Origin of the sequence: Paraglaciecola mesophila KMM 241, from assembly GCF_000315015.1 — a bacterium.
In the GTDB taxonomy this organism is placed as follows: Bacteria; Pseudomonadota; Gammaproteobacteria; order Enterobacterales; family Alteromonadaceae; genus Paraglaciecola; species Paraglaciecola mesophila.
In genome coordinates, this window is record NZ_BAEP01000005.1 from 146,907 (window position 1) to 173,653 (window position 26,747).

Annotated in this window: 25 protein-coding genes; 12 read left to right on the forward strand and 13 right to left on the reverse strand. The window is 45.0% G+C overall.

Features of this window, described 5'->3' with window-relative positions; all coding sequences use genetic code 11:
* Positions 1-6 precede the first annotated feature (6 nt).
* Positions 7-651 (reverse strand): TetR family transcriptional regulator C-terminal domain-containing protein, encoded by a 645-nt coding sequence (locus GMES_RS02205; RefSeq protein WP_006990925.1) that lies wholly within the window; start codon positions 649-651, stop codon positions 7-9.
* Between the two features lie 313 nt (positions 652-964).
* Here GMES_RS02205 and xdhA point away from each other — a divergent pair, with 313 nt between their 5' ends.
* The 7 genes from xdhA (at position 965) to GMES_RS02240 (ending at position 9,186) form a co-directional block, all read left to right on the forward strand.
* On the forward strand, positions 965-2,407 hold the full coding sequence (gene xdhA / locus GMES_RS02210; RefSeq protein WP_006990926.1) for a xanthine dehydrogenase small subunit: 1,443 nt from the start codon (positions 965-967) through the stop codon (positions 2,405-2,407).
* Positions 2,408-2,505: 98 nt separating this feature from the next.
* The gene (xdhB, locus tag GMES_RS02215; RefSeq protein WP_006990927.1) at positions 2,506-4,860 is read left to right on the forward strand and encodes a xanthine dehydrogenase molybdopterin binding subunit; all 2,355 of its coding nucleotides are present in this window, start codon (positions 2,506-2,508) and stop codon (positions 4,858-4,860) included.
* 1 nt (position 4,861) lies between these two features.
* Positions 4,862-5,788, forward strand: a complete 927-nt coding sequence (xdhC, locus tag GMES_RS02220) for a xanthine dehydrogenase accessory protein XdhC (protein ID WP_006990928.1) — start codon at positions 4,862-4,864, stop codon at positions 5,786-5,788.
* The gene (gene uraD / locus GMES_RS02225) at positions 5,785-6,294 is read left to right on the forward strand and encodes a 2-oxo-4-hydroxy-4-carboxy-5-ureidoimidazoline decarboxylase (protein WP_006990929.1); all 510 of its coding nucleotides are present in this window, start codon (positions 5,785-5,787) and stop codon (positions 6,292-6,294) included. The genes xdhC and uraD overlap by 4 nt, the downstream gene beginning before the upstream one ends.
* Positions 6,287-6,619 (forward strand): hydroxyisourate hydrolase, encoded by a 333-nt coding sequence (uraH, locus tag GMES_RS02230; RefSeq protein ID WP_006990930.1) that lies wholly within the window; start codon positions 6,287-6,289, stop codon positions 6,617-6,619. The genes uraD and uraH overlap by 8 nt, the downstream gene beginning before the upstream one ends.
* Before the next feature lie 16 nt (positions 6,620-6,635).
* Positions 6,636-7,931 carry a guanine deaminase gene (gene guaD, locus GMES_RS02235; protein ID WP_006990931.1) on the forward strand — a complete coding sequence of 432 codons (1,296 nt, stop codon included), beginning with the start codon at positions 6,636-6,638 and terminating at the stop codon, positions 7,929-7,931.
* 40 nt (positions 7,932-7,971) lie between these two features.
* The gene (locus tag GMES_RS02240) at positions 7,972-9,186 is read left to right on the forward strand and encodes a urate hydroxylase PuuD (protein ID WP_006990932.1); all 1,215 of its coding nucleotides are present in this window, start codon (positions 7,972-7,974) and stop codon (positions 9,184-9,186) included.
* A 227-nt stretch (positions 9,187-9,413) separates the two neighbouring features.
* Here GMES_RS02240 and GMES_RS02245 read toward each other — a convergent pair whose 3' ends face one another.
* The 9 genes from GMES_RS02245 to GMES_RS02285 form a co-directional block, all read right to left on the reverse strand.
* The gene (locus GMES_RS02245; protein WP_006990933.1) at positions 9,414-10,031 is read right to left on the reverse strand and encodes an FMN-binding negative transcriptional regulator; all 618 of its coding nucleotides are present in this window, start codon (positions 10,029-10,031) and stop codon (positions 9,414-9,416) included.
* 336 nt (positions 10,032-10,367) lie between these two features.
* Positions 10,368-10,745, reverse strand: a complete 378-nt coding sequence (locus GMES_RS02250) for a VOC family protein (protein ID WP_006990934.1) — start codon at positions 10,743-10,745, stop codon at positions 10,368-10,370.
* A 221-nt stretch (positions 10,746-10,966) separates the two neighbouring features.
* Positions 10,967-11,971, reverse strand: coding sequence for an L-histidine N(alpha)-methyltransferase (gene egtD / locus GMES_RS02255; RefSeq protein ID WP_006990935.1), 1,005 nt, complete (start codon positions 11,969-11,971; stop codon positions 10,967-10,969).
* 1 nt (position 11,972) lies between these two features.
* A complete protein-coding gene (egtB, locus tag GMES_RS02260) occupies positions 11,973-13,250 on the reverse strand; it encodes an ergothioneine biosynthesis protein EgtB (protein WP_006990936.1) in 1,278 nt (425 codons plus the stop codon).
* Positions 13,251-13,354: 104 nt separating this feature from the next.
* Complete coding sequence (locus GMES_RS02265) at positions 13,355-14,197, reverse strand: SDR family oxidoreductase (protein WP_006990937.1); 843 nt, start codon at positions 14,195-14,197, stop codon at positions 13,355-13,357.
* Positions 14,198-14,392: 195 nt separating this feature from the next.
* The gene (locus GMES_RS02270; RefSeq protein ID WP_006990938.1) at positions 14,393-14,638 is read right to left on the reverse strand and encodes a hypothetical protein; all 246 of its coding nucleotides are present in this window, start codon (positions 14,636-14,638) and stop codon (positions 14,393-14,395) included.
* A gap of 250 nt (positions 14,639-14,888) precedes the next feature.
* Positions 14,889-15,137, reverse strand: coding sequence for a DUF3297 family protein (locus GMES_RS02275; protein WP_006990939.1), 249 nt, complete (start codon positions 15,135-15,137; stop codon positions 14,889-14,891).
* A gap of 155 nt (positions 15,138-15,292) precedes the next feature.
* Positions 15,293-16,660 (reverse strand): DEAD/DEAH box helicase, encoded by a 1,368-nt coding sequence (locus GMES_RS02280; RefSeq protein WP_006990940.1) that lies wholly within the window; start codon positions 16,658-16,660, stop codon positions 15,293-15,295.
* Between the two features lie 142 nt (positions 16,661-16,802).
* Entirely contained in the window at positions 16,803-17,228 is a 426-nt protein-coding gene (locus GMES_RS02285; protein ID WP_006990941.1) for an energy transducer TonB, read from the reverse strand.
* A 332-nt stretch (positions 17,229-17,560) separates the two neighbouring features.
* Here GMES_RS02285 and GMES_RS02290 point away from each other — a divergent pair, with 332 nt between their 5' ends.
* From GMES_RS02290 to GMES_RS02305, 4 genes are all read left to right on the forward strand, one after another.
* A complete protein-coding gene (locus GMES_RS02290; protein WP_006990942.1) occupies positions 17,561-18,388 on the forward strand; it encodes a hypothetical protein in 828 nt (275 codons plus the stop codon).
* Between the two features lie 59 nt (positions 18,389-18,447).
* Positions 18,448-19,662 (forward strand): hypothetical protein, encoded by a 1,215-nt coding sequence (locus GMES_RS02295; protein WP_006990943.1) that lies wholly within the window; start codon positions 18,448-18,450, stop codon positions 19,660-19,662.
* Positions 19,659-21,314 (forward strand): trypsin-like peptidase domain-containing protein, encoded by a 1,656-nt coding sequence (locus tag GMES_RS02300; RefSeq protein ID WP_006990944.1) that lies wholly within the window; start codon positions 19,659-19,661, stop codon positions 21,312-21,314. The genes GMES_RS02295 and GMES_RS02300 overlap by 4 nt, the downstream gene beginning before the upstream one ends.
* A 91-nt stretch (positions 21,315-21,405) precedes the next feature.
* A complete protein-coding gene (locus GMES_RS02305; protein ID WP_085949598.1) occupies positions 21,406-21,978 on the forward strand; it encodes a hypothetical protein in 573 nt (190 codons plus the stop codon).
* Between the two features lie 96 nt (positions 21,979-22,074).
* Here the strand turns inward: GMES_RS02305 and GMES_RS02310 are convergent, their stop codons facing one another.
* Positions 22,075-22,503, reverse strand: a complete 429-nt coding sequence (locus GMES_RS02310; RefSeq protein ID WP_039986320.1) for a helix-turn-helix domain-containing protein — start codon at positions 22,501-22,503, stop codon at positions 22,075-22,077.
* Positions 22,504-22,910: 407 nt separating this feature from the next.
* On the opposite strand from GMES_RS02310, the gene GMES_RS02315 reads away from it, so the two are divergent.
* Positions 22,911-23,321: a disulfide bond formation protein B gene (locus tag GMES_RS02315; RefSeq protein ID WP_006990947.1), complete on the forward strand. Its 411-nt coding sequence runs from the start codon at positions 22,911-22,913 to the stop codon at positions 23,319-23,321.
* A 200-nt stretch (positions 23,322-23,521) separates the two neighbouring features.
* Here GMES_RS02315 and GMES_RS02320 read toward each other — a convergent pair whose 3' ends face one another.
* Both GMES_RS02320 and GMES_RS02325 read right to left on the reverse strand, forming a co-directional pair.
* Entirely contained in the window at positions 23,522-25,225 is a 1,704-nt protein-coding gene (locus GMES_RS02320; RefSeq protein ID WP_006990948.1) for a protein adenylyltransferase SelO, read from the reverse strand.
* 443 nt (positions 25,226-25,668) lie between these two features.
* Positions 25,669-26,136 carry a metal-independent carbonic anhydrase family protein gene (locus GMES_RS02325; RefSeq protein ID WP_006990949.1) on the reverse strand — a complete coding sequence of 156 codons (468 nt, stop codon included), beginning with the start codon at positions 26,134-26,136 and terminating at the stop codon, positions 25,669-25,671.
* Positions 26,137-26,747 lie beyond the last annotated feature (611 nt).

The window sequence follows — 26,747 nt, forward strand, 5'->3', positions numbered from 1 at the left end:
CTCTTGTCATTTATATTCGTGAGGTACTGTTAGGCCGCAGCCTTGCAAAATGAGCTTAATTAAACTCTTGGTGGCGTTCGCGAATTCGCTTTGATCCATCTCGTGCCCTTTTAGTTCAGTGATCTGAGCAGAAAAATCAGCGTAATGCTGGCTGCTCGCCCAAATATTGAACAGCAAATAATGAGGGTCAATGTCTGGTAATTTTCCCAACTCTATCCATTGGCGTATTACTGCCACTCGAGAGTTCATCCAATTGGAATGTTGATCCTTAAAAAAGCTGCTCAAGTTTGGTGCACCGTTGATAATTTCCAGTGCAAAGATTTTCGATGCATCAGGCCGACAACGAGAGATTTCCATCTTATCTGCTATGTACGCAGCCAACACTTGAGCAGGATCATCTTGCGCTTTAGCGTTGTCGAAACTGCTGTTCCACAAACTCAAAATTTCTTGTAGCAGCGCAAGATACAAACCGTCTTTGGATTTAAAATAGTATAAAATATTGGTCTTTGGTAATTCCGCTCTATCCGCTATTTTTTGTACTCTGGTTCCCTTAAATCCATGAATCGCAAACTCTTTTTCAGCTGCGGTTAATATTTTCGCGCGATTAATTGCGCCAATGCTGTCATCTTTTTTTGATAATGAGTCACTCATCTAATCCGCTACTATCCTTTTCAAAGGGCTCATTTCGAAGAGCCTTACATGCCCCATTAACATTGAGTTAACATATTACCTAAAAATCACTTGATTGCCTATATTCACGGTTAATTCTCAACAAATTAGCGACTTAGGCATTGTTCGAGCAAGTCATAAACATAAAAAGTCGTTAGGCACTAAGCACTCATAATACCAAGAATTGAAAAGTAATTAGCAAAAACCTGACCAACTGGTCTGGTTTTTGTATTCAATCACGTTATTATACGAATTATTATTAGTAGTTTTATGACTGAGCCACGCGGAGATAACCATGATCAGCTTTTTACTTAACGACAAAGCTGTGCACATAGATGCCACACAAGCTGATACCACCTTACTCAATTATTTAAGAGATGAGCGTAATCTGTGCGGCACCAAAGAGGGGTGTGCCTCAGGAGATTGCGGCGCGTGCACCGTCGTGGTAGCAAAAGCGAATGAGCAAGGTTCAGCACTTGAATACCAAGCTTTGAATAGCTGTGTTACGTTTTTATCTGCGGTGCAAGGCAAGCAACTTTTAACCGTGGAGCATTTAGCCGATGGTGAAACATTGCATCCAGTGCAAGCAGCAATGGTGGATGCCCATGGCTCTCAATGTGGGTTTTGCACTCCTGGCTTTGTGATGTCTATGTTCGCCCTTTATCAACAAGATAGCGCCCCGAACAGAGAGCAGGTGAATGTGGCACTGGGTGGTAACTTATGTCGCTGTACTGGGTATCGCCCAATCATTGACGCCGCTTTAGCCTCATGCACTGGCACGCCACAAGACAAATTTAGCCAACACCAAGCAGCGACAATAGCGAAGTTGAACGCCCTACCTAACAGTGACGCCGGCTTAGATACCTTATTTATGCCTACTAATAGAAATGAGCTTGCTGCGACAATTAAAGCTACACCTACCGCCCGCTTATTCGCGGGCAGTACCGATATCGCATTAGAAGTCACTCAGCAGTTGAAGTCATTGCCGACCCTGGTAAGCCTTACACAAGTGAAAGAGCTCCAAGTTGTTGAAGAAACCAGCAGCGGATTAAAAATTGGTGCAGCGGTACCCTTTAGTAAAATGGAAGCTTTGCTCCTTAAACATTTCCCATCATTGCACGAGCTACTAGACAGATTCGCCTCTACACCTATCCGTAATCAAGCGACCCTGGGCGGCAATGTCGCGAACGCCTCCCCCATCGGCGATATGCCCCCAGCGCTATTGGCGCTAAATGCAGTGATCAAGGTAGATAATGGCACGACTCGTCGAGACATTGCTATTAGCGACTTTTTCACAGGTTATCGCCAAACGCGGTTGCAAAATGATGAGTGGATTGAAGCGATTTTCATCCCTTACCTTAAGCCGAACGCCCAAGTGCGGGCGTATAAAATTTCTAAGCGCCAAGAAGATGATATCTCAGCTGTGTGTGCTGTGTTTAATTTGGCGCTAGACGAGAACAGCAAAGTATTACAACTAAAATCTGGTTTTGGCGGCGTAGCAGCCACACCAGCGTCAGTTGATGCCTTGAGCGATGCCATTAAAGGCAAAGACTGGTCTAAAATCAGTACGTTTGAGTTAGGCAAAAAAGTACTTAGTGAATCGTTTACCCCCCTTGACGACGTGCGCGCCAGCGCTGAGTATCGTCAAGCCTTGTTGGTCAATCTGTTTAAGCGCTTTTGGTTGCAAACGAATCAACAGAGCCAGCAAATTGAAACGCGAGTGCACGCATATGAATAACCATTGCTGTTTTATTTCTGGTAACGAATCATTTGCACCTTGGATGCCTTATTGTCTTCTTAGCTTTTTTCATTCACCAATACAGCGAGGTTACGGCCATGCGTAAACTTATTGAACAGCCGTTTACCAGTAACCCCCAAGGGAAAGTAGGCAAATCACATCCTCACGAAAGTGCTATTCGCCAAGTCAGCGGCCAAGCCCGTTATGTGGACGACATGCCCCAACCTGCTAATTTGCAGTACGCGGCAGTGGGCACCAGCCCTGAAGCCTCAGGTACGTTAAATTCTATCGATTTAACGGCTGTATGGGCAAGCCCAGGCGTAACCGACGTGATTACTGTGGATGACGTACCAGGTCATGTGGATATCGCCCCAGTATTTGATGGCGACCCTATTTTTGCCCAAGACCAAGTGTTATTCAACGGTCAGGCCTTATTCGCAGTATTAGCCGACAGCGTGCAACATGCACGGCAGGCTGCGCTCAAAGCCATAATTGATATTACGCCATCTGCGCCGTGCCTAACGGTTGAAACTGCAAAACAGCAGAGTAATTTTGTGCGCCCAGCGCATTTTATGCAACAAGGTGATTTTGACACTGCCTTTGGCCGAAGCGAACTTAATGCTCAAGGGCATTTAAGCATCGGCGGACAAGAACACATGTATCTTGAAGGTCAAGTGTCTATGGCGATAAATGATGAGGAAGACCGCGTATTGGTTTACACATCGAGCCAGCACCCCAGTGAAGTTCAAAAACTCATCGCAGAAGTATTAGGCTGTAAATTGCATAAGGTCGTGGTGGATATGCGCCGTATGGGCGGTGGTTTTGGCGGTAAGGAAACCCAAGCGGCACAATGGGCATGTATTGCTGCCCTGCTTGCCAAACGTAACCAGTGCGCTGTAAAACTTCGCCTACCACGCATGCAAGACATGATTGCCACTGGTAAGCGCCATCCATTTGAAAACAGCTATCAAGTGGGCTTTAACCAAGAAGGCCTAATCAAGGCTGCTGATATCGACATCAACGGTAACTGCGGGCACTCACCTGACTTATCTGATGCCATTGTTGACAGGGCAATGTTTCATTGTGATAACGGTTATTACCTTGAGAACGTCAATGTGGCGGGCCATCGCTGTCGCACTAATCAGGTGTCACACACTGCCTATCGCGGTTTTGGTGGCCCACAAGGTATGATCGTAGCCGAAGCGATGATGGACGCGATTGCACGAAAAGTAGGTAAAGATCCACTAACGGTACGTAAATTGAACCTATATGGCGATAAAGAGCGCAACCTCACGCCGTATGGCATGACCGTAGAGCATAACTTGTTGGGCGACCTGATTGCACGCTTAGAAGCGTCTTCTGATTATTGGGCGCGCAGAGAGGCCATCACCCAGTTTAATAAAACCAGTCCTATCGTTAAAAAAGGCCTGTCGCTGACGCCAGTTAAATTTGGCATCTCCTTTACTGCTAAGCATTTGAATCAAGCAGGGGCACTGCTGCACATTTACACAGACGGCAGTATGCAGATTAACCACGGTGGCACAGAAATGGGTCAAGGCTTACATACTAAAATTGGTCAAATTGTTGCCAACGAGTTTGGTGTTTCTTTGCATGACGTAGAAGTCACCGCAACCCGCACCGACAAAGTACCGAATACTTCGCCTACTGCAGCATCAAGTGGTACCGATCTTAACGGAAAAGCAGCACAAAATGCTTGTATCATCGTCAAACAGCGCTTAGCAGAATTTTATGCAGAAACTATTAACGAGTCAGAACTTACCGCGGATAAAGTGATTTTCGCCGACAATTACGTCACTTTAGGTCCACATAGCGTAGAGTTTGTGCGATTAGTTCAAGATGCTTATATTGGTCGAGTGTCGTTATCATCAACGGGTTTCTATAAAACCCCGAAAATTCATTATGATCGCAGCACGGGTAATGGCCGCCCATTTTTCTACTTTGCCTATGGTGCGTCGGTATCCGAAGTTTCCATTGACACCTTAACGGGCGAATACAAGGTAGAGCGCGTCGATATTCTGCACGATGTCGGCCGCAGTCTAAACCCAGCCATTGATATAGGTCAGATAGAGGGCGGCTTTATTCAAGGCATGGGCTGGCTCACTACTGAAGATTTAAAATGGGACGACAGAGGCCGCTTGATCAGTAACAACCCAGCAACCTATAAAATTCCTGCCATTGGCGACACCCCAGAAGTGTTCAATGTCGATTTATATCCGAGGGATAACGATGAAGACAGTATTTATCACTCTAAGGCTGTAGGCGAACCGCCCTTCATGTTGGCCAATTCAGTTTGGTGTGCCATCAAAGATGCGATTTCAAGCTTAACAGACTATAAAGTTGATCCTCAGTTGCCCGCCCCTGCCACGCCAGAAGCCGTGCTGAAATGCATTATGTCCATAGATCCTGACGCTACGCGCAGCGAGCCTAGCTAATATGAATACCAATAAATGGTTTGACGCACTGCATCAATGCCAAGCGCAAGGTAAAGCCTATGTATTGGTAACGGTACTTGCCGCTGCAGGCTCGACTCCTCGCGGCAATGGCTGCAAGATGATTGTAACCGGGGATGAAACTTTCGACACTATTGGTGGCGGTCACTTAGAATTTGCCGCCACTGACCAAGCTCGACGGTTGTTGGCGAGTAACGAGCATATTCAGCACATTGAGCACTATCCGCTTTCCAGTAAATTGGGGCAATGCTGCGGCGGTGCGGTAAACGTATTGTTTGAAGTGATGATAGAACAATGCCAAACCGTTCAAATTTACGGCGCGGGTCATGTAGCCCATGCGTTGATTCCTTTACTAGCGCAGTTGCCTCTGCAAATACAATGGATTGACCAACGTGAAGAATTGTTTCCAAAAAGTGGCTCGGCTCAACACCCGAAATTCAATTTTGCCAATGTAGAGATGATATTGAGCGACGAGCCAAGTGAGCAAATCGCCCGAGCACCTGCCAATAGCTGGTTGGTGATCATGACCCACAACCATCAATTAGATTACGAATTGGTGGAGAGAGCACTTAAACGCCCTGACCTACCTTATATTGGCATGATAGGCTCTAGCACCAAAGCGAAACGATTTGTCACGCGCATCACCGCGCGCATGCCCGATTTGACGCAGCCCGAGCGCTTGGTCAGCCCAATTGGGGTGTTAAATATTCCAGGTAAACGCCCCATTGAAGTGGCGGTGTCTATTGCGGGTCAAATCATACAACGTCTAAACGGTGATGTGCTTGAGCAACAACCAAGCGATGGTGCAATTACGCAAGAAAGCCAACTTAACACCAGCCAAGCGCTTAAAATACGACAAAACCAGGTTAACGCCTGGCGCGCCTCTAAGAAACTAAAAGACTCATTATGACCTTAACTGAATTGAACAATCTCACTGCGAGTGAAGCTGAAACGTTTTTTGCTCAAACCTGCGCAGCACAGCGCTGGGTAACAAAAATGCAAGAGCAACGGCCTTACGCCAATAAACCGAGTTTGCTGCAAAATGCAAAAACAAGTTGGCAAGAAATGAACAAAGAGGATGTTCTGCAAGCATTTGATGCTCATCCCATGATTGGGGATATCAGCAGCTTGCGTGAGAAATATGCCAGCACCAAGGCCATGGCAAGTAATGAACAAGATGGGGCTGCACAAGCGGATGAGGCAACCCTACTGGCTTTGCAAAAACTGAACTTAGCCTATAAAGAAAAGCACGGTTTTATTTTTATCATTTGCGCCAGCGGCTTAAGCGCGAAAACCATGCTTGAGGAAATTGAACAGCGTATCCACAATACTACTGCCACTGAAATCGATATTGCCAGTGATGAACAAATTAAAATTACCATGCTACGTATACTAAAAGGTCTTTCAGATGAATAAAGCACCGTCACTTTCTAGCCATGTATTGGACACCACCTTAGGCAAGCCTGCGGCTAATATGCAATTAATACTAACGACACCAGAGGGCAATACTGCGCATGTGCAAACTGACGCAGATGGCCGTTGTAATCAGTGGGATGAGTTGACTATTTCAGCAGGACAATATCAACTTAGATTTCTCACTGGTGAGTACTTGTCAGCGGTTCACGGCAGTGCGTTTTATCCTTTCGTAGATGTGCATTTTGAAATAACGTGCGATGGCGGTCATTATCATATTCCGTTACTTATTTCTCCTTTTGGCTTTAGCAGTTACCGCGGTAGCTAACGGGATCTATCTTTAAATGACAACGCATCTATACCTTGCCTCTATTTTACATTTTCCCCAGAAGACAGCGCAGCCGAAACAAGATTTCAGCTATATCAAAGACGGCGCTTTGGTCACTCAAAACGGAAAAATTCTAGCCACAGGTCAGGCTAATGATCTTTTGAGCCAGTACCCTGAAGCGGTTTCTCACGATTATCGTGGCCAAATCATCATGCCGGGCTTTATCGACAGCCACTTGCACTTCCCCCAGACCGAAATGTTGGCCAGTTTTGGTGAGCAACTGCTTGATTGGCTGGATAATTACACCTTCCCCACTGAGAAGAAATTTGCCAACCCGGAGTATGCAGCCAAAATAGCAGATATATTTTTACGCCAGCTCTATCGCAACGGGACCACCAGCGCCATGGTCTATTCTTCGGTGCATCAGTGTGCTGCAGATGCACTTTTTAATGCTGCTAAGCAAAACAAAATGTTAATGATTGCGGGTAAGGTATGCATGGACAGACACTGCCCATCATGGCTGCAAGACACACCAGAAAGCGCCCAAAAAGAAAGCGCTGAGTTGATTGAGCGCTGGCACGGTAAAGACCGCTTGTATTATGCAATCACCCCGCGTTTTGCGCCCACCAGTAGCCATGAACAACTGCACGCATTGGGCGAGTTGGCACAGCAATATCCCGATGTGTACATTCAAAGTCATTTGAACGAAAACCTGAATGAGATCGACTGGGTTAATTCCCTCTACCCTGAATACAACGGCTATTTAGACGTATACGACAAATTTAATATGCTGCGTCCTAAAGCCATGTTTGGTCATTGTATTCACATGCAAGAGCATGAATGGCAACGCATGAGCGATAGCGGCGCCAGTATTGCCTTTTGCCCTACATCGAACTTATTTCTAGGCAGTGGTTTGTTCGATTTAAAAACGGCGGAAAAATACGATATCCCAGTAGCACTCGCCACGGATGTAGGTGCAGGTACCACTTTTAGTATGCTGCGTACCTTAGGTGAAGCCTATAAAGTGGGACAATTACGCTCCGAGCAGTTACCACCATTACATGGGCTGTATCTGATGACCCAAGGCGCCGCTGTTGCACAAGGGTTAGAGCAAAGTATTGGTAACCTAAATGCTGGGACAGATGCAGATTTTGTCATAGTCGACCCGCATTTTGACGAGCTCACCAGCTTGCGCTGTGAAGAACAAAGTGAGATCCAAGACATTATATTTGCATTGAGTATGCTTGCTGATGACAGAGCCATCACGGCCACCTATATCGCGGGCGAGCCGGTTTACCGAGCAAACACATAACCTACTTTAAGAATAAGAATTACAAACAAGGAACATCATAATGGCATGGTTTGAATGGTCATCTTTATTTATCCGCTGGTTTCATGTGATTGCAGGCGTTGCCTGGATAGGCGCTTCTTTTTACTTTATTTGGCTTGATAATAATCTACGTACACCGCCAAAGTGGAAACAAGACAAAGGCATAAAAGGTGATTTATGGGCAGTACACGGAGGTGGCTTTTACGAAGTGGCCAAGTATCAACGTGGGCCAGAGAGAATGCCAGAAACCCTACACTGGTTTAAATGGGAAGCTTACACCACTTGGCTAAGTGGCTTTTTGCTGTTGAGCTTAATTTACTATCACGGTGCGTCTATCTATTTGATCGACCCTGCGGTGATGGACTTAACCCCAAAAGAAGCCATTATTCGTGGTCTGGGACTAATTTTTGGTGGCCTGTTTATTTATGAAGGCGCGTGTCGCAGTGCGCTTGGTCGTTACCCCGCTCTATTCGGCATTATGTTGTTGGTGCTTATCGGTGCGGTCAGTTACCTTGCGACTCATTGGTTCAGTGGGCGCGGCGCGTTTATGCATGTTGGTGCTTTGATTGGCACAATAATGGCTGGCAATGTCTTCTTTAAAATCATGCCCGCTCAGCGCTTAATGGTCGATGCGGTCACAAACAATAAAGAAATTAACCCCGCTTGGGGCTTAGCGGCTAAACTGCGCTCTGTGCACAACAACTACCTGACGCTGCCATTGCTGTTTATCATGATCAGCAACCATTATCCTATGACCTTTCAACATCCTCAAGCGTGGGCTGTGCTTATGGCTATTGGTATAGTCTCAGCGTGGATACGTCATTACTTTAACTTAAAGCATGTAGGTATTTCGCGCCCTTCGGTGCTCATTACCGGCGCAATAGGCATGCTACTAATTGCAGGTTGGGTATCCTACCCTCGGGCCCCGGCTGATGATACGGCACCGCTTGATTCAGCCAGTATCAGCGAGTCTGCACCAGCTCAGCTAAGCGCAACTGAACAACACGCGTTCGACGTGATTCAAACCCACTGCGCAAATTGTCACTCAGCAAAACCGACGGATGAGTTGTTTGTTGTTGCGCCACTGGGATTAATGCTCGACTCTTGGCAACAAATTGAGGCAAAGGCACCGCTGATTTTCCAACGTGCTGTAGTCAGTAAAGATATGCCACTAATGAATAAAACCGGTATGTCAGAAGAAGACAGAGAAGCCATTCGTAAATGGTTTGAGCAATAAACCGCTTATTTGAATCCTTTTCACAAACTCTATACGTAATAAAAGTGGCCTAAAAGATATTTGAGGCCACCTTTATATCGCTTACATCACAAATACTGCTAGCACTGACACTCATGCCTTACCTGCGTAACCACTACCCACTATTCGACGTCTGCAGTTGATAATGTTAGCTACGCTAAAAAACCGACAGAGCGCAGCTGAGGGTTGGTCTATTAGGTTCGCGCTTATTAAACGCCGCCTAAACCAAGTTGGCGTTTCTGCATATAGTTGGCCAATTTAATATCGCCTAATTCAGCGCTTTCACTCAAGGCTTTAAATACACCTTGCTGATCAACCGCTTTGCGTTGCTGTCCGAGTTTTTCCTTGGCATCAATATGTTCAATAACGACTTTGAAGCCTACTACGCCTCGGCGTAATTTTGCTTGATAATCCGCAGGCATTAGCACTTCATTGTCGAGTAAAGTAGGCTCATACTTTGTCACTAAAGCGTCCATGGCCTGCACCGATTCTTCATCACTGAGTAGACTTGCTTGGCCCTTACAATGGACCGCGGTGTAATTCAACGTGGGTACGCCAGGTCCTTCTTCATACCATGTAGGTGAAATATAAGCATGTGGACCACTGAAAATCACCAATGCTTTCTCTTGTGTCAATTGATGAGTATGAGGATTGGCCCTGGCGATATGCCCATAGAGTATCCCGTTATCCCCTTCATTTTGATTATAAATAAAGGGGATATGCGTAGCATCAAGTGACTCAGACACTAAAATACCAAAGCTATTTTCACTGATAAACCGGGCAACTTCTTGATTATCTTGTATGCGTAAATTGGGGGGGACAAACATAGATTAACGCCTTTTATTTTATATATTAAGCAACTTTGGCTTTTCGATTTTCGTCAGCACATTCACATTTCAGCTTTCGCCGTTTTCACTTGCCACTCGCTATTCGCAATTCAGGACGCAGCGTTCAAAACAGCCTAACACTGAAACAGGTACATTCAGATGACAGTAAAGTAAAAATACAGCGTTAAGGTAAAAATGAAAAAACGCTCTATATAGAGCGTTTTGATGACTATTTTGCTGATGCACTACGCTGTCATGTTAATCCAAGCTAGTCGCACTTTTGCACGTCACTACTGTGTACACAGCATCAGTTTTTGCGAGCTATTGAATCCGGTCTTAAACTCGGATCAAAGTACAGATTTTGTTACCCGTAGGATCTCGAAGATAGGCCAGGTGCATTTGATTTTCGCCTTCGCCGCGTACACCGGGAGGATCTTCACAGGCCACGCCACCGTTGGCTAAGCCTGCTGCGTGCCATGCTTCAGCTTGTTCTGTGCTCTCAACCTTGAAACCTAGGGTTGAACCATTACCATGACACGCTGGCTCGTCATTAATAGGCTTAGTAAGTGCGAAAACACCACTTTTATCAAAATAGAAACAGCGGCCTTTTTCATCCATTACACCCGGCTTATAGCCCAACACCTGCATGGTTGCATCGTAAAACTTTTTTGATGCTTCCATATCATTAACACCTATCATCACGTGACTAAACATATTTTAACTCCTGAAAATTGCCTTGTGGCGTAAAAGAGGCTAACCCGATAAACCTGAGCCTTTTACGCCGATCTGACTGGCAAAACAGGTGCGATAAATCACGGTAAACCTTAATGTATTATCTGTTAACTCAACAACTTACCAGCACTACAAAACATGAGCAATAAGTTTAGTATGTTCACTGTATCGATCCCAAGGCTGTTCTGTGTGAATTACACGTTTTAAGTATCCGCATGAAGTAAAAACACTGAAAACATATCGTCTTTCGCTAACCATTGTTTTTCAAATTGCCATCCCGCCATTCTGGCTAAATGAATAAATTCATCCGGGCGATATTTGTAAGAGTTTTCAGTATGTATAGTTTCGCCTTGGTGAAACGAAATCTGCTTGTCATGAATACGTAAGACTTGCTCACACTGGCTAACTAGATGCATTTCTATTCTTCCTAAATGCGGGTTGTAAAGTGCATAGTGATCGAAAGCATCAGGGTTAAAATCACTGCCAGTAATGTGGTTTACATGGCTCAAAATATTACGATTAAACTGTGCCGTAACGCCTGCGGAGTCATTGTATGCTTGGTGTAACTGCTGCGGAGACTTTTTCGTGTCAACGCCAATTAGCAGCATTCCGCTGTCCCCCAACGAGCGGCGAAGTCGCTGTAAAAACTGCAGCGCAAATTCGCGATTGAAATTACCAATTGTCGACCCAGGGAAAAAGCCAAGTTTGGGAACGTCCTTGGCATTATCTAGCGATATGGGTTGGGTGAAATCTGCGAAAATAGGCGTTACATCAATATCTGGGTATTCTGTTGCCAATAGATTTGCTGCGCTTTGCAAATGTGCTTGGGCAATATCGATAGGCACAACTGAGCGGATCATCTTCACGCTTTGCAGCAATATCCTAATTTTGGTTAAGCTACCAGCTCCAAATTCAATCAATTCGATTGGTTGAGTGATCAACTCAGACAAATCCTTGGCGATGCTAGGTAACATGCCCATTTCAGTGCGATAAGGATAGTATTCAGGTAAGTTGCAGATTTGATCAAATAACTTTGACCCCACACTGTCGTAAAAAAATTTTGATGAAATTGATTTTTTTTCTGCTAATAAGTCTGACGTTATTTCTTCAATGACGTCTTTAACTGAATTGCGGTGCTCAGATGACGAATCTTTTAACGCAGTATGATGAGATGCATCAATCTGATGCGCGACGGGGGGAAAGGTCATATCAACAATCCTTAGCTAAACGCAGGCCCATAAACTGCCAACGTTGATGAGGGTAAAAGAACGTACGATAGGTAGCGCGCATCTGCTCTATTGGCGTAACACATGAGCCACCGCGCAACACATATTGCCCAGACATAAATTTACCATTGTATTCACCTACTGCACCCTCTGGCACTTTATACCCAGGGTAAGGTGTATATGGACTGCGAGTCCACTCCCAAACATCACCGTGTAGCTGCATATCATCAGGGGTACGGGACGGGCTGGGCGTAAAAACACGATTTTCAGAGAAGTTACCCGCAATGGGCTGCGCCCGCGCTGCTAGCTCCCACTCATATTCACTGGGCAAACGGCATCCTCTCCACTGAGCATAGGCGTCTGCTTCGTAGTAACTGATATGGCAAACTGGCGCCGTTAAATCCAAAGGCACAAGACCATTTAAGGTGAATTGAAACCACTCATCTTCTTGCTTACGCCAGTACAGCGGATGCTGCCACCCTTGCTGCTGGGCTGCCGCCCAGCCATCGGCTAACCACAACACAGGGTTGTCGTATCCACCTGCGTGAACAAAGGCTAACCAGTCACCGTTCGTTACTAAGCCTTTGGCTAATGTAAATTCAGCTACATAGGCTTTATGCTTTGGGCCTTCGCAATCAAAATAAAATTCAGTTTGCGGGTCAACACCGAATTCATGTAGCCCAGCCTCGAAGGTAACGAATTGCTCAGATAATGACAACTCTGCCGACGCTCGCTCTGGTTGACCGCTAAGGGAGAAAGCCGCGGGGTAAAGAGGGTTCAGTGAAAAGGCATGCAAAATATCAGTTAACAGTAATTCTTGATGCTGCATCTCGTGGTTCATGCCCAGTTCTATTAGCGAAAGTAACTCAGCATCGCTGTTTTGGGTCAGCAATCGTTCGATACTAGTATCAACTTGCTGACGATAAGCGTATACCTCTTCTATCGAAGGACGACTGATCATTCCCCTTTGTGCACGGGGGTAGCGCTCGCCTTTTTGCTCATAATAGGAGTTAAACAAGTAATTGAATTGCGGCTGAGGCGATTGATAATGCTCAATAAAAGCGTGCAGAATAAACTGCTCAAAAAACCAGGTCGTATGCGCTAAGTGCCACTTTGTAGGGCTGGCATCTGGCATAGACTGCAGCTGCATGTCCTCACTGGTTAGGGATTTGGCTAAATCGAGACTGTACTGGCGACGAGCATGGAAGCGAGTAATCAGTGGAATGTTTGATGAGTCTAAAATGTAAGATGCAACCGTCATATCATATGCTTTCTTATGGTCTATTTTACTAAGCCAGTATCATCTGACTTCATGAAAATTTGGTTAAACTCGATGAAAAAGAGCAAAACCGCTTCGCGGAGCGGCTAACTGATACTGGCAAAATAGTCTTGCCATGTTTGGTGCGACCTACCAGATGCCTGCTGATAGTGACTTTCATTTTCTAGCGCCCCTAACGCAATACCTTGGTAAATTCCCGCAATCACAGTGCCAATAAAATCCCCTAGTTCAGCCACGCGGTCTGCTTGGTATTCTTCAACGGTCAAAGGGACATAGTGAAGATTAAGGTCAAATGCTTGGTTTAAATACTCAACCAGTTGCTGCTGGGTTAACAATTCACCATGTAAATTATAGGTATAGCCATTGTGCTTATCTTCAGTCAGCATTTTTGCATAAGCGTAAGCTAATTCTCCCCGACATGTATACGCACAGCGCCCTTGCCCAGCGCAATTGGTCACCTTTCCGGCTTTTTTATAGCTTTCGATGTATTCAATGTCCGGCTCGATATAAATACCGTTTCTGCCAATAACCCACTCTAAACCGCAGGATTTTACGTCTTCTTCTGTTTGCCTATTACTCTGAATGACGGGTGAGAAAGCGGTGCCTTGCTGCGCTCCTTGCACACTGGTATAGACTATTTTGCCAACACCACTGTTTTTAGCTGCATTAATCACGTTGCGATGTTGCACGATTCGTTTGTCGGGCGCATCCATACCTGAGACTAACAATAAGGTGTCGACCCCCATTAATGAGCGTTCCAGCTCAGGTAAATTATTGTAGTCACCAGGGCGTACTTCTACGCCAAGAGCACTTGCCCTTTGCGGCGTTCTAGCTAAAGCCACTACATTCGCCGCGCCCACTTGTTTGACAAGAGCATTCACGATTGCCCCGCCTAATTGACCACTCGCCGCTGTTACCGCAATTTTCATATTCGCCACCTGAGAAAAGAGCTATTGGTCTTAGATTAAATAAATTGAATAAATAGCGTGAAAAACACTTTAATTAACATAACAGTTGAGGATGATAAAAAAAAGACAAGGAAGCCCAGAAAATAACACCGTGAATATGCTTGGCCGCATGATTAAGCTACGCTGGAATAAATCGCTGAAGGTAAATGAAGGTGCTTAGGTTGGATTAAAGTGACTGTGTAAATTAAGGCCAATGAGTAAAATACTGAACCCGGCAGCCTGAGTATAAAAAGACAGTTTTGCCACGCGCCAATAACGCACGATGAACACCAAACAGATAGGTTGAATAAATAAACACGCGAGTCCCCAAAACAGGCTTTGGTTAAACGCTTCAAGTAACAATAATACCGCCCCTACGATAAATATCAGTAAGCCCAATAGGGTAATAATCATTGTGATCATGCTGGTCTACCTAACTTAGTCAAATGGTAACCCTGGGGATTCTCAGGCCAAACCAGCCTTTAACTGTGCACTGTTAAAGATATTTTTCTTCGCGAACAGTAGGTCACGAACGCGAAGAGTATGACATGCCGGCGTATTAACACAGACGCACAAAGTATTACTTCTCTGATACGCCTTATTAGCTATGTTATGTGAAAACGCGTGCTGTCTATTGCACCTGTTCTTGGCACTATTGAAGGAAAACGAGCGACTAGGCGTAAAAGGCTTCGACCGTTCCTTTTAAGGTTATCAATAGTGGTTGGCCGCGGCGGTCTAACGCTTTAGGTGAAGGAATTTTTACCCAACCTTCACTGATACAGTACTCTTCTACGTTGGTGCGCTCTTTACCATTTAAGCGAATTCCAATGTTGTGCTCAAACACTTCTTCCACATAATGGCGGCTGCGTGGGTTGCTTGAAAGATGATCCGGTAACGGTGGTAAGTTAGTGGTGTCGTTCATAAAAATAACCTAGATTCAAAAAAAGTGCGCCATTGTAGACAAAATGCCCTGTGCACTCAATAACTGTGTAAAAACGGCTTTTCACAGCCTGCTCGTTAGTCCTTAACGCGTGCGCAGAATAACTAGCGTAAATAGAGAGGCGTTAGCAGCACCTGCTATTTTCTGCGATTTCGCTTTGCTCCCCCCGCCCCCCCTTTGTACTGTTTTTCTGAACTTGAAGTTTGCGTGTCAGCTTCGAAATTCCCATAAAGTTCATCATCAACGTTCAATTTAGCGGCAGAAGCTTTGCCCTTCTTGCGTTTCGTATTTACCGTATTTCTTGAGGTGGACTTTTCAGCGGTGTTAGTGCGTGTGTTAGCCTTGGTGGCTACCCCCGATTTTGTCACTTGGGATTTCGGCGCAAAACCAACCAGAGTAGTAACTTCAAAGTGCTGATCTAAAAGGCGTTCAAGGGATTGAAGCTGCGAGGTTTCATCTGGGCTAAAAAATGAAATCGCTGTCCCTGTTTTTCCTGCTCGTCCTGTTCGCCCAATACGATGCACGTAATCCTCAGGGACGTACGGCAGGTCATAATTAATAACGCAGGGTAACTGGCTAATATCAATGCCCCTTGCTGCAATGTCCGTGGCAACCAAAACCTTTACCTCACCGATTTTAAAGGCGTTTAAGGCTTGGGTACGCGCATGCTGTGTTCGGTTGGCGTGAATCGATGCAGCAGCAATACCGGCATTTTCAAGCACAGTCACTAGCGCGTCAGCCGTGCGCTTAGTGCGGATAAACACTAGTGTTTGCGACCATCTGTGCTGTTGAATAAGTTGGATAAGCGCGGCGCTTTTTCGCGTCTGCTCTATCGGGTGGAATGTCTGCGCTACCAAATCCACTGTACTATTGACTGCGGTGACTTCAATCGTCTTTGGAGCATTTAGCATTTCCCTCGCGAAGTGTTTAATCTCCTTTGAAAAGGTAGCTGAAAACATCAAGGTTTGGCGCTTAACAGGCAACAGCGAGTGAATGCGCTTTACGTCCTCAATAAAGCCTAAATCCAGCATACGATCAGCTTCATCCAGCACGAATACCTCTAGGTTTTCAAAGTGGACAGCCCGCTGTTCATACAAATCAAGTAAACGGCCAGGTGTTGCGATCAGCATGTCTACTCCCTCTTGCAATTGCGCTAGTTGCGGCTCAATTCTTACGCCTCCGAACACCGCACAGCTGCGAATGTTCAACTGAGTACTAAAAATTTCCACACTGTTGGCTACTTGCGCTGCCAACTCTCGAGTTGGGGTAACAATCAAACCTCTCACACCCTGTACTGTGGCGCTTTGTTTCGCGCCTAAACGTTGCAATAACGGCAAGGTAAACGCCGCAGTTTTCCCTGTGCCAGTTTGGGCTATGGCTAACAAGTCATGCTGGGCTAACACTAGAGGTATCGCTTCACGTTGTATGTCTGTGGCGACCGAGTATCCTTGTGTAGCAACGGCGAGAGTGAGCTCTTCACGCAAGCCTAATGCTTCAAATGACATAAATTGGGATCCCTTAGGTTAAATATAAATCAGTAACAGAAGATAAAAAGCGGATGAAACGCCGAGTGATTATTCAAGCAAGGCTATCTAACAGACGCCCCAACGCCAATCTAGCCGAGCCGCGCTTAACTGAGCCGACACGTTAGATTTTACAAGCATCGTAAGCAGCTTTGCTATTCGAGGATTGCCTAACAACAAAATCATGTTGAAACGTGGTCATTACAGGCTGGCGTTCGGTATTAGTCTGAGTTGGTACCCATACCCATTTTTCAATGGCAATCGTTGCCTGCTCATCAAACACCCCTACCGGGAAAGATTTAATGATAGTAGGCGCAACCGCCCGGCCATTTGCATCAATAAGCAAAGAAAACTCAACGCAACCTGATAATTTCTGTTGTTTTGCCAGCGATGGATACACAGGCGTGACTTTACGATAAGCAAGCCAATAGTCATCTACTGCATCTTTATCTGCCGTTAAATCCAAGGGAGTCAAGGCGCTCTTGCTTGGCACGCTCGTGCAAGCACTGACGAGCAGCGCCCCAAAGATAATCAACAGTAATTTATTCATAAAACGCTCCAAGCAGCCACAACATTAAGATACCAGAAAAAGCGGAAGGGGTTAGCACGAATTAAATTGAGCGCAGTGGGAGTCAGAAAAGCCACAGACACATTCAAAGCGTTTATGTTCGCTGCAGATTAATAAGTGTTCATTAAAGTTATCAAAGTACGAATCAGTACATTTTACAAACTAAAGGCGTTCACTTTTTAAGCAATTGGCGTTGACCCATAGCGAACGATTAAGGTAAAACTATAACTCACATAGCGTACCGGATTCGGATGTTCTTGCAGTGATAAGGATCATGGTTTCATACCGCCTATTATGCAGGGAGCATTAGAGCAATGAAAAACACAACAGTTTTACTGAGCCAAACGCCACCAATCGAACATTATTATCGCCTTCCGGCTATGCATTATTTACCTTTACTCCTGCTATTAATGCCATTGTATGTTTCATCTACTTTGGCTCTCTCAAGCACATGTGACACACAGTTATTAAAAAGAGCGGATTCTGGATCTAATGGCTACAGAGACAGAAGTGGCATTTGCGAAGGGCTTTACGAATCCCCGGTGTCAGCAGATTTTGAGCTTGTTTCTATGCTTAACACCCCTCTGATAGAACATTTTACAAAGGACGACGTCATTCAAATATTGCAGCCGAACCTTTCGCAGCAAATGAGTTCGTCGTCAATCAGTATAAGAGGGCTAGCGTTAAAGCCGCGCTTGTACTACCGCATGGATACGACCTTCGGTGCCAGCGCTACCATTTCATGGCCGGTAAACGAGGTGCTGAGCACAATCAATCTTGGTGCTCAGGAATTAGGGATTTATGGCTGGCAGAAAATCGATAACGGAATGGTCTATATACCTGTGAATGCCAAAATCGCAGACACACCTGCCAAAATAGCCGCAGCGTTTGATACTCAAGTTATTGTAAGAGCGGGCGTGCCGATTAAAAAAATTGCCTGGCGACTTCTGGGTGATGGTGTTTCTGATGAGTACATAAATGTATCAAGAAGCTATGCTGTAGGTGCCCCGGTCCCTATTTTAATTACCTGGCCGCGGACTCGTCCTCAATTTATTAAGCTGGAAGTTGCAGCAAAACCAATGACAAGCAATGAATGGATTATACAAATATTCAATATCGCATTGCCGCGCCCAGCGCTTTAATCAATCAATAGTTAAAAACGATAAATACGCCTGGCTAGAGATCGTTTCAAAGGGTCGCAATGTTCAAATTATTAAGAAGTATAAAACGGCTATTAAAGCTATCCAGCATCAATCAATTCCTAAAACGTAGGAAGCAACTGGGCAAGGCTAACGAGCGTATAAAAGAGGAAGAGAAAGCATTACTCGAAAATGTGACTCTGCGTTTGGGTAAAAATCCGTCGGCACCTGTGTCTGAAGAGCTACGCCAACTAGACAACCTTTCAACCGTTCTAGACCTGCAAAGAAGCATAAAAATGGGCGCATATGGCATGGTGGTCATTGTTACTATTGGTATATTAGCTATTGCTGCATTTATACCGGGCTTACCTACGCCTGGTCATATTGAAGTACAATCGACATCAGTTGAGATCACGTTGTCAAAAGACTTCGACTGGTCAGGTACACTAAGGACCATTGATAATAGTCCTATTTTGTTGTCGCAGTTTACTCAAATCGACTCCCCGCAAATACCAGAACTTACCCAGCCACTAAACTCTGATGTAGTGCAGATTACTTCACTCAGTACAGCCTCACTTGAATCTTTATTCATACCCGCAGGTGCGAAGCTATGGCTCGAATGGGATGAACAGGAAGGTGTTCTGATATTTATTATGACACCCAGTTCTCCTGCGGTCTCCAATGATTTAGTTGTGCGCGCAGAATTTAAACATGCGGGAAAAACACGGTTCGTGATGGGCGATAAAAAGCCCTTGGTGAGAGAACCGCTGACCTGCCCCATGGAAGATAACTGTATTTTGCCCCGCAGAACGTTAGTCAGCGCCCCACTAGGGCAAACCCCGCGCATTCGATTGGATACCCGTGATTTAGTCAACCTTGCGGGCCTAGAGGCGAGTCAGTTTTCTTTTTCAAAATATACGCTTGAAGATTCAAAAAGAAATGGTGGACGTTGTACCGTGACATCGGGCAAATATCAGTTAAGGGGTAGTCATGCTGCATCAAACCTACATAAGGGAGAATGTATTTATGTCAAAAGTGTTGTTGGAGCCATGGGGATAGAAATGCCAATAGTAAAAAACGTTACCACCCCCCAGAGTTTACACATTTGGTATCAAGGAATGGTTAAATCAATGCGAGTGGGAACCCAAGCATTTACGCAGGAGCAAACCCCAAAATTACTCGCTTATCTCATAGGCATACCGGCGGTAAATACCATTGGGTCGATTTTAGGTGTGCTACTGGCAACAGGTTTTGCTGTAATAAGGGTTAAACAATGAAAAAAGTAATAAAATGGATAGCGCTCGTATTAGTCTTGAATGCTGGGACATCACATGCGGACACATCGTTACGGGAGAGAGCTCAGTCATTACGCCACAATGTTGTGTCTGTTAACGCAAAAATGACAAATACGAACCAGCAAGGCTTTGCATGGGTCATAGGTGAACGAGACGAATACCTGTATTTAGTGACAGCGAGCCATGTCATAGAGGGTGCAAATCCGGGAGACGAATTAAAAGCATTAACGGTTCGCTTTTTCAGGGATGGAAACACAGTGCACACGGCTCAAGTCGTTGCTGGGGACTCAAAAGGGCTCGACTTAGCGGTGTTGAAAATTGCAATGCCCAGTCGCGCCCCTTGGCTATACGCTGCAGCTGATATCACTGCTATTAGCCCACAAAGTAAGGTCACTTATATTGGTAAAGCAGCTGATTGGCACGTGGGAGAGCAATTTGGCCAAATTGAACGCGTGAATATACCGACCAACCCCTACGATGTATCTGCAGTAGGGCTGGAATTGGATGTTGGTACATCTGGAGCACCATTAATAGGTGAACTGGGCATCATTGGCTTAATAGTGACCGATTCATCACACCAAACCGGTGTCATTTCACTCGCTGAAATTAAAGATGTTGTGACCAGTCGCAGCCTTCCTTGGGGGTTACGCCCTTGGGTAAGTCCCCCTTACACGCTTGACGGAGTATGGGCTGCAAGAGCACCAAACATTCCCGATAATATCCGCCTTACCTTCACTCCATCAGACGATACGATGCATTACGATTACACAGTGGAATTTCCTACTAGCCCGCGTAGTAATATTGGCGTTGGCGTGGTTGACGGCGACGAGGTCAGATTATGGCAATCAATGCCATCTGCTAAAACCTCTCACGGGACATTCAAAATTCACGGCCCGAAAGAGGGTAATGTGACCGAAGCAATAGTGATGGATGGATTTATTACCGATGGTGACGTTGGGCCTACACAAGTGCGAATGGTCAAACAAAATAGCGCAAGTGATGACGATAGAGCCGTCGCATGGATGAAAGCGAATCCAAGTGACTTCAATCGTATGTTTAGCAAATACCTACCGGCCATAAATGCACAGAAAAATGGTGCTGATGATGACGAAGCATTCTCGGCGTTAGGGGAAGATGAACAGCTAACAGTAATGGGAGGAATGGCGCAAGGTATGATGCTAAGAGCAGGATTAATGAGACTCGCTGAGCTGGGCTTAACCAATATTAAACTCGCTATTGATGGTCGGTGCTATTCTGCCACAGGGGCGTTAACGTCCACTTCTGCGCAACAGCAAGTTGATACCTTACTTAAATCGCTGGCAGACGATGCCACCCAGCAGTTTGGTAAGCACTATGAGCCCTGTAACCTATCGCAAGTAACCCGCGCTAAAGAAACTAAGGTAAACTCAGGAGAATTTGATTTTAGCGCAGAGTTAGCTCAGCCTAAAAGAATACTCTCGGGATTAGCACCAGATGCAACCCTCAGTGTTCGAGGGGACTGTTTGCTTTTAGAAGGTAAACTGCCCTCACCCGTTCACAAGATGATGCTGGCAAATATGTTGCAGGACTTAGCAGAAACATTAAGCGCCAAATCAAAAAAGGCACTTACCCCCTGTGACCAAACGACGAGTTAGCGATAATCAAACTGATGCAATTTTCCTATAAACAATTAATAAGAAGAATAAAATGAATAAGAGAGCATGGTCAATAGTACCTTTAATAGCAATGTTCGGCTTGATGAACTGCTTGGTGAGCAATACTACTATGGCTAAAGAGGCGCCGTTGGTTTCCATACCTACCCACGATGCGTTTTTTACGAGTATCGCCCAGCACTGTGGTAAAGCCTTTGGGGGTAAGGTAGCGGTTGATAATCAGCCGAGTTCGGCGTTTGATGCCAAATTAGTGATGTTTGTTCGCAAGTGCACTCCATCAGAATTACACATTCCGTTTTATGTTGGCGACAATGCATCACGCACATGGATCATTAAAAAAACCGGCAGTGGTCTTAGTTTAAAGCACGATCATCGCCATAAAGACGGCACTGATGACCCAGTTACCATGTATGGCGGGCATACACTTGATGCGGGTTATAAACAGATCCAATCATTCCCTGCGGATGAATATTCTAAAATCTTATTTGCCGAGCATGGTTTAGCGCAATCTATCACCAACACATGGCAAATATTTATTTATCCGGATGTATTTTCGTATCGATTAATCCGTGAAGGGCGAGAGTTTAGAGTGGATTTTGATTTGACCAAATCAATCCCTCAGCCCGATGCACCTTGGGGTTATTAGGCAACCGCGTCAGTATTTCATTAATATAGAAGCCAGTAATGCTTGTTTCTAATGCGGTCTGGTTAGCTTGTTGTTCGCTTAGTACAACATTATATGTTATAGCGATTGCTTCACTCGTTTATTCGAGGGTTGGCCTTTAATAGCGCCAGAGGCGGCTAGCCCCATCAAGCGACGAAACCTCGGACACTCTAGGTGGCTAGGGGCGGTGCATGCGGCTGCATGTTGCAGACCATCACGCATGTCAGTTAATTTTTGGATGGTGCGGTCTAATTCAGTGGCTTTGGTTATCAGCATTTCACGATCGATGTTTGGGTTGTCACCTCCTCCTAAAATGCTTGAAATTTCGTCCAATGAAAACCCTGCTACCCGGCCTAGGGCAATCAATGCTAAACGCTCTAATATGTCAGCCGCAAAAAGACGTCGTAATCCTTTCCTACCGACAGAACGAATTAATCCCTTCTCTTCGTAATAACGCAATGTAGAAGCAGGAACGCCAGAGCGCTTAGCCACAATAGAAATATCCACAACAACACTCAACCTAAAGTTAGCTTTAAGTTGCATGCTAGCATCAGTCTGAAGCTATAACCAGTATCGCTTGGGTGCTGGTATTGCGGCACCTCACACAGCAAATCCTAATTCAGCCAGAGAGAATAGTAATATCGGTCTCTCAGTCTTTGGTCTTGGTTTGCTTTTTATCAGGCTTGGCAGTAAATCATGTATATGCGCTTTAATTGATCAATGACATAAGCGGTAACGGGCAACGGCGAGTACATTACTCACTATCGAATGTCACCCGCATAACGATTTAGCTGGGTCGAGTTTGTCAGCCATATAGATGTGCCGTGATGCGATCAGCCTGCGGCTATTCTTAACACGACAAACGCTACCGAATCTCGCTCTTTACATCGCTTTGAACAAGGAAATAAACACACATGAACCTTTTACAATTAAACACCTATATGGCACACACTAAAATCTTGGGGTTAGTCGCTATTGTTATCTCATTAGTGGCATGGACAACAGACGTCACAGGTATGGTTTACATTTGCCCCTATTGCCGAGCACAACGCACCGTTATCGGTCTTTTAGGTCTCATTTTGGTGTCCCACGCGGCAAAGCACTGGATTGTAAAGTACATTGGCTTGGTGATTAGTTTTTTTGGCGCGACCGTTGCTGCAAACCAACACTTTATGGGCTGGAAGAAGATATCAGCAGGAACGTTCGAGTTTAAAGAGAACATCGTAATTGACCCGTTCTTACTATCGGGCTTTGCGTTGTTTGGCATTATTGGTTTGACCTACTTGCTGTTATTTCCAAGCGAAAGTAAAACAAACGAGCATTAACGGGTACCTGTTTTTTGAGCGGGTATGCGCTAACGTAACTAAATCTATTGGGTCTGCTATATCTAAAACATACTAAGCGTTAAATAATATGAATATATTTATGCTCGCTATCAATATAATCGGCGAAAAACACAGCGCGAAAATGCTATCGCCGCGCCGTGTTTTATCAGTAAAAGAGTTATCTGCGAGCTTATTTAAATTTAAGAAGAACAACTGTAGTGTGACACCCCACCTGCATCAAAAAAAGCCTGAGGTTTTAAGCTGTAGTACTTATTTTCAATCTTGCTGGACTGCTCTTCAAAGGGCTGTATTAATACCTGTTGCAACTCATGAACAAGCTCAAAATCACCTTTGCCCGCTTGCTGGTAAGCTGGCACAACGAGCCATTCTCGCCAGGTATATTTAGGATTTACGCGCTGCATCATTTGCGCAGTTTTTTGAATACTCTCTTGTGTATTGAGCAGACTTCGCCACGTTTGCAGCCAAAGTGCCCATTGTTCAGATAGCTCGCCTGATGGCGTGTTGTAGAAGCTTTTGCTGACACCTGAAATATCATCTGGAATTTTTGATAATTCACGAAAGAAAATGGTGTAGTCGACCGAGGTTTGTACCATTAACGTGATTAGTTGATTAAACAGCTGAGCATCAAAAGACGCTAAGCCAAGTTTAGATGCCCACATTTTTTCCGTTTTATCTTGCATGACTGAAGCGAACCCGAGATTTATCTGGTGCAGTGCGTCTAGCGCATCGGGCGTTGACGAGAGCAAAGGTTGTAAGGCTTTACAAAACATGTCGAAATTTGTTTGTGCTGCCGCCCCTTGATTGAAGAATGAAAAATGTTGTCCCCCGCCCGTCCATGGTTGGTAATAAGGGTCAAAACGCTCAACAAAACCGAATGGACCGTAATCGAGTGTATAGCCACCACAAGCACAGTTGTCACTATTAAAGTTGCCTTGGCAGTAGCCGACGCGCAGCCAGTGGCTGATCAACGTGGTTAATCGGTCTCGAAATGCGAGCGCTAATTGCACGACTTTCTCTGCAATGACAAGCTCGTCATCAATCTCATTGTGATATTCACGCGCAATCAAATGCAAAACAATCATCTCTAACTCTTTGAGCGCCTCGGGATGTTGGTTAACCCGAGCCCGACGAGCAAAGAGTTCAAGTTGCCCCACCCTTAGAAACGATGGGGCGACACGCGTTGAAATTGCCACAGGGTTAGATACGTTCATATCTGGGTTTGTGGCATGGGAGCCTTCAGAATACCAAGGGCGTCTTACTTGTTCTGATTGCGAGACAAACAAACATAAAGATCGCGACGTTGGCACATCTAAACCATGCATGTGCTCTTGGACTAAAAACTCCCTGACACTTGAGCGCAACACGGCTCTGCCATCTCCGCCACGGCAATATGGGGTTGGCCCTCCTCCTTTTAACTGCATCTCCCAGCGATTTGAATTAATCACAGCTTCGAGCACAGAAACCGCTCGGCCATCCCCGTAACCGTTGCCTGTACCAAAAGGGCATTGTTGAACGTACTCAGTACCGTAAATAGACAGCGCGTAGCCTGTGGCCCACCCAACTGGACGCATCGGCGATGGTACGCTAGTTATATCGCCAGCGAATAACTTAGCAAAATCCTCTGTGTTCACTAGGCTGTCATCAAACCCTAATTCAGCAAAGAATGTTTTGCTATGCGCGACATATATAGGGTTGGCGATAGGGGTGGGTTTAACCGGCACATAATGCCCAGAGAATACTTGTCTTGGAGCGTAATCATCACCCGTTTCAGTGGCATTGGGATCACAGTTAAGATTATTAAGTAGGGAGTAATTACTTAACCTAGCTAAATCTTCAAGTGTGTATACGCTTTTAGGCACATCAGTAATAGGTTGGTTAGTCATGGGATTCAAACGCCCTTTTTCATATCAATTTTATTGAAAACAGTATATTTCAACTCCCCTGAGAGCAGTACTGCAATAACTGTTTTTTATGCGTTTTCTAACTTCATCCTAGCAGCGGCTAGCAAAGTGGGAGCTGATCTTTACTTTTCACTGGCCGGCGACTGCTATTCAGACAAGGAGGAGTTTGCGAGACAAGTTGCTTTGTAGCCTGTGCTGTGTGAGTGAATCATAAGCGAAGAGCTTTGGCTTTAGCTTTTGCCTTGGGCCTTATTTACAAGGCGATAACTAATTTTGTGTCACAGTGACAATACGATCATATAGCCGCAAATTCTTTTGCCAAAGGTATAAAGCCCCTGATGATTTGTTTTATGTATCTAGAAATATAAAAAGGAGCCGTTGTTTGACCGACAGCTCCTGTCATTAAATATTAAAACGTTGAGCCACTATTGAGGCTGATACGGCAATGAGGATTGATGCAAAATAATGCGTGCCTTGCCATCGTCACAGACTTTAAATACAAAGCTCTTGTTCACAAAAATATGACTGTCGTCTTCGCCGATAAAATGCACGTTACATTGCACAATAGCGAGGTCATTGTGCAGGATAAAATCCTCTTTACTGAACCAAACTTTTACCCAAGGCTTAAGCTTGAATCCCTTGTCATCGGGGAACTCACTGTTTCCGCCAACAAAATAGGAAAGCGCACCTTCTTTCGTAGGTCGAAAGGTCTGTTGACCAAACGTAAGTGTTGGCTTAAACAACACATGGCCATTGTCGTAATCGTAACTTTCAGATAATACCTGAAGAGAAAACGCTTGAACGTCGCCTCCCTCAGAATGAACTTTGCCAACTTTCACTACGTTATCGCACCACGTTTGCAGCGCTGTATGCACCATTTCTTTAGTAAACATAATGTACACTTTCTCCTGTAAGGGCGTTGCCTTCTGGGGGCTTAATACTGAAAGTCAAACCTAAGGACAACTCTAATTTATAGCATAACCGCTTGTTCATACGTTCTTTCAATAACTTTGCATGTGTAAAACATCCATTGTTACTTAGCGAAGCGCTTATTCTTTTTAAATTTCACTATGTGATATTATCACAAGTACAGAATATGTATTTTTCAAAGTATATCAACGGTATTTGGAGATAGCTTTTATCTATCAATACCTAGTATAGACTCTGTTTATCGAATCACAGAGGCATAAAACACTGAAGTATTTAAACACAAGAATACTAAAACAGATTCACCCGAGGCGGCCTCACTTATATGCTGTATTGCCCCACCACTCACCGCAGCGCCAAATATGTCTACGTATTCTGATGGCTGTCTATGTATTTTGGGAAGTCATCGTGAAAATATGCCTCGAGGTATCGCTTATTCACTCAAAGACTATTGTGAGCTCGTCGACACTACAGGCCGGTGCATTCGTAATGATAAGGCAGATCAGATGGATATAAATACACCCAATATAAAAATGCGGAATAAGAAATCAATCACACAATAAAACTATCACTTCGT

Excerpts from the sequence above, each read along its gene's own strand:
- GMES_RS02205 (WP_006990925.1), bottom strand. The coding sequence starts at position 651 with ATGAGTGACTCATTATCAAAAAAAGATGACAGCATTGGCGCAATTAAT.
- xdhA (WP_006990926.1), top strand. The coding sequence starts at position 965 with ATGATCAGCTTTTTACTTAACGACAAAGCTGTGCACATAGATGCCACA.
- xdhB (WP_006990927.1), top strand. The coding sequence starts at position 2,506 with ATGCGTAAACTTATTGAACAGCCGTTTACCAGTAACCCCCAAGGGAAA.
- xdhC (WP_006990928.1), top strand. The coding sequence starts at position 4,862 with ATGAATACCAATAAATGGTTTGACGCACTGCATCAATGCCAAGCGCAA.
- uraD (WP_006990929.1), top strand. The coding sequence starts at position 5,785 with ATGACCTTAACTGAATTGAACAATCTCACTGCGAGTGAAGCTGAAACG.
- uraH (WP_006990930.1), top strand. The coding sequence starts at position 6,287 with ATGAATAAAGCACCGTCACTTTCTAGCCATGTATTGGACACCACCTTA.
- guaD (WP_006990931.1), top strand. The coding sequence starts at position 6,636 with ATGACAACGCATCTATACCTTGCCTCTATTTTACATTTTCCCCAGAAG.
- GMES_RS02240 (WP_006990932.1), top strand. The coding sequence starts at position 7,972 with ATGGCATGGTTTGAATGGTCATCTTTATTTATCCGCTGGTTTCATGTG.
- GMES_RS02245 (WP_006990933.1), bottom strand. The coding sequence starts at position 10,031 with ATGTTTGTCCCCCCCAATTTACGCATACAAGATAATCAAGAAGTTGCC.
- GMES_RS02250 (WP_006990934.1), bottom strand. The coding sequence starts at position 10,745 with ATGTTTAGTCACGTGATGATAGGTGTTAATGATATGGAAGCATCAAAA.
- egtD (WP_006990935.1), bottom strand. The coding sequence starts at position 11,971 with ATGACCTTTCCCCCCGTCGCGCATCAGATTGATGCATCTCATCATACT.
- egtB (WP_006990936.1), bottom strand. The coding sequence starts at position 13,250 with ATGACGGTTGCATCTTACATTTTAGACTCATCAAACATTCCACTGATT.
- GMES_RS02265 (WP_006990937.1), bottom strand. The coding sequence starts at position 14,197 with ATGAAAATTGCGGTAACAGCGGCGAGTGGTCAATTAGGCGGGGCAATC.
- GMES_RS02270 (WP_006990938.1), bottom strand. The coding sequence starts at position 14,638 with ATGATCACAATGATTATTACCCTATTGGGCTTACTGATATTTATCGTA.
- GMES_RS02275 (WP_006990939.1), bottom strand. The coding sequence starts at position 15,137 with ATGAACGACACCACTAACTTACCACCGTTACCGGATCATCTTTCAAGC.
- GMES_RS02280 (WP_006990940.1), bottom strand. The coding sequence starts at position 16,660 with ATGTCATTTGAAGCATTAGGCTTGCGTGAAGAGCTCACTCTCGCCGTT.
- GMES_RS02285 (WP_006990941.1), bottom strand. The coding sequence starts at position 17,228 with ATGAATAAATTACTGTTGATTATCTTTGGGGCGCTGCTCGTCAGTGCT.
- GMES_RS02290 (WP_006990942.1), top strand. The coding sequence starts at position 17,561 with ATGAAAAACACAACAGTTTTACTGAGCCAAACGCCACCAATCGAACAT.
- GMES_RS02295 (WP_006990943.1), top strand. The coding sequence starts at position 18,448 with ATGTTCAAATTATTAAGAAGTATAAAACGGCTATTAAAGCTATCCAGC.
- GMES_RS02300 (WP_006990944.1), top strand. The coding sequence starts at position 19,659 with ATGAAAAAAGTAATAAAATGGATAGCGCTCGTATTAGTCTTGAATGCT.
- GMES_RS02305 (WP_085949598.1), top strand. The coding sequence starts at position 21,406 with ATGTTCGGCTTGATGAACTGCTTGGTGAGCAATACTACTATGGCTAAA.
- GMES_RS02315 (WP_006990947.1), top strand. The coding sequence starts at position 22,911 with ATGAACCTTTTACAATTAAACACCTATATGGCACACACTAAAATCTTG.
- GMES_RS02320 (WP_006990948.1), bottom strand. The coding sequence starts at position 25,225 with ATGACTAACCAACCTATTACTGATGTGCCTAAAAGCGTATACACACTT.
- GMES_RS02325 (WP_006990949.1), bottom strand. The coding sequence starts at position 26,136 with ATGTTTACTAAAGAAATGGTGCATACAGCGCTGCAAACGTGGTGCGAT.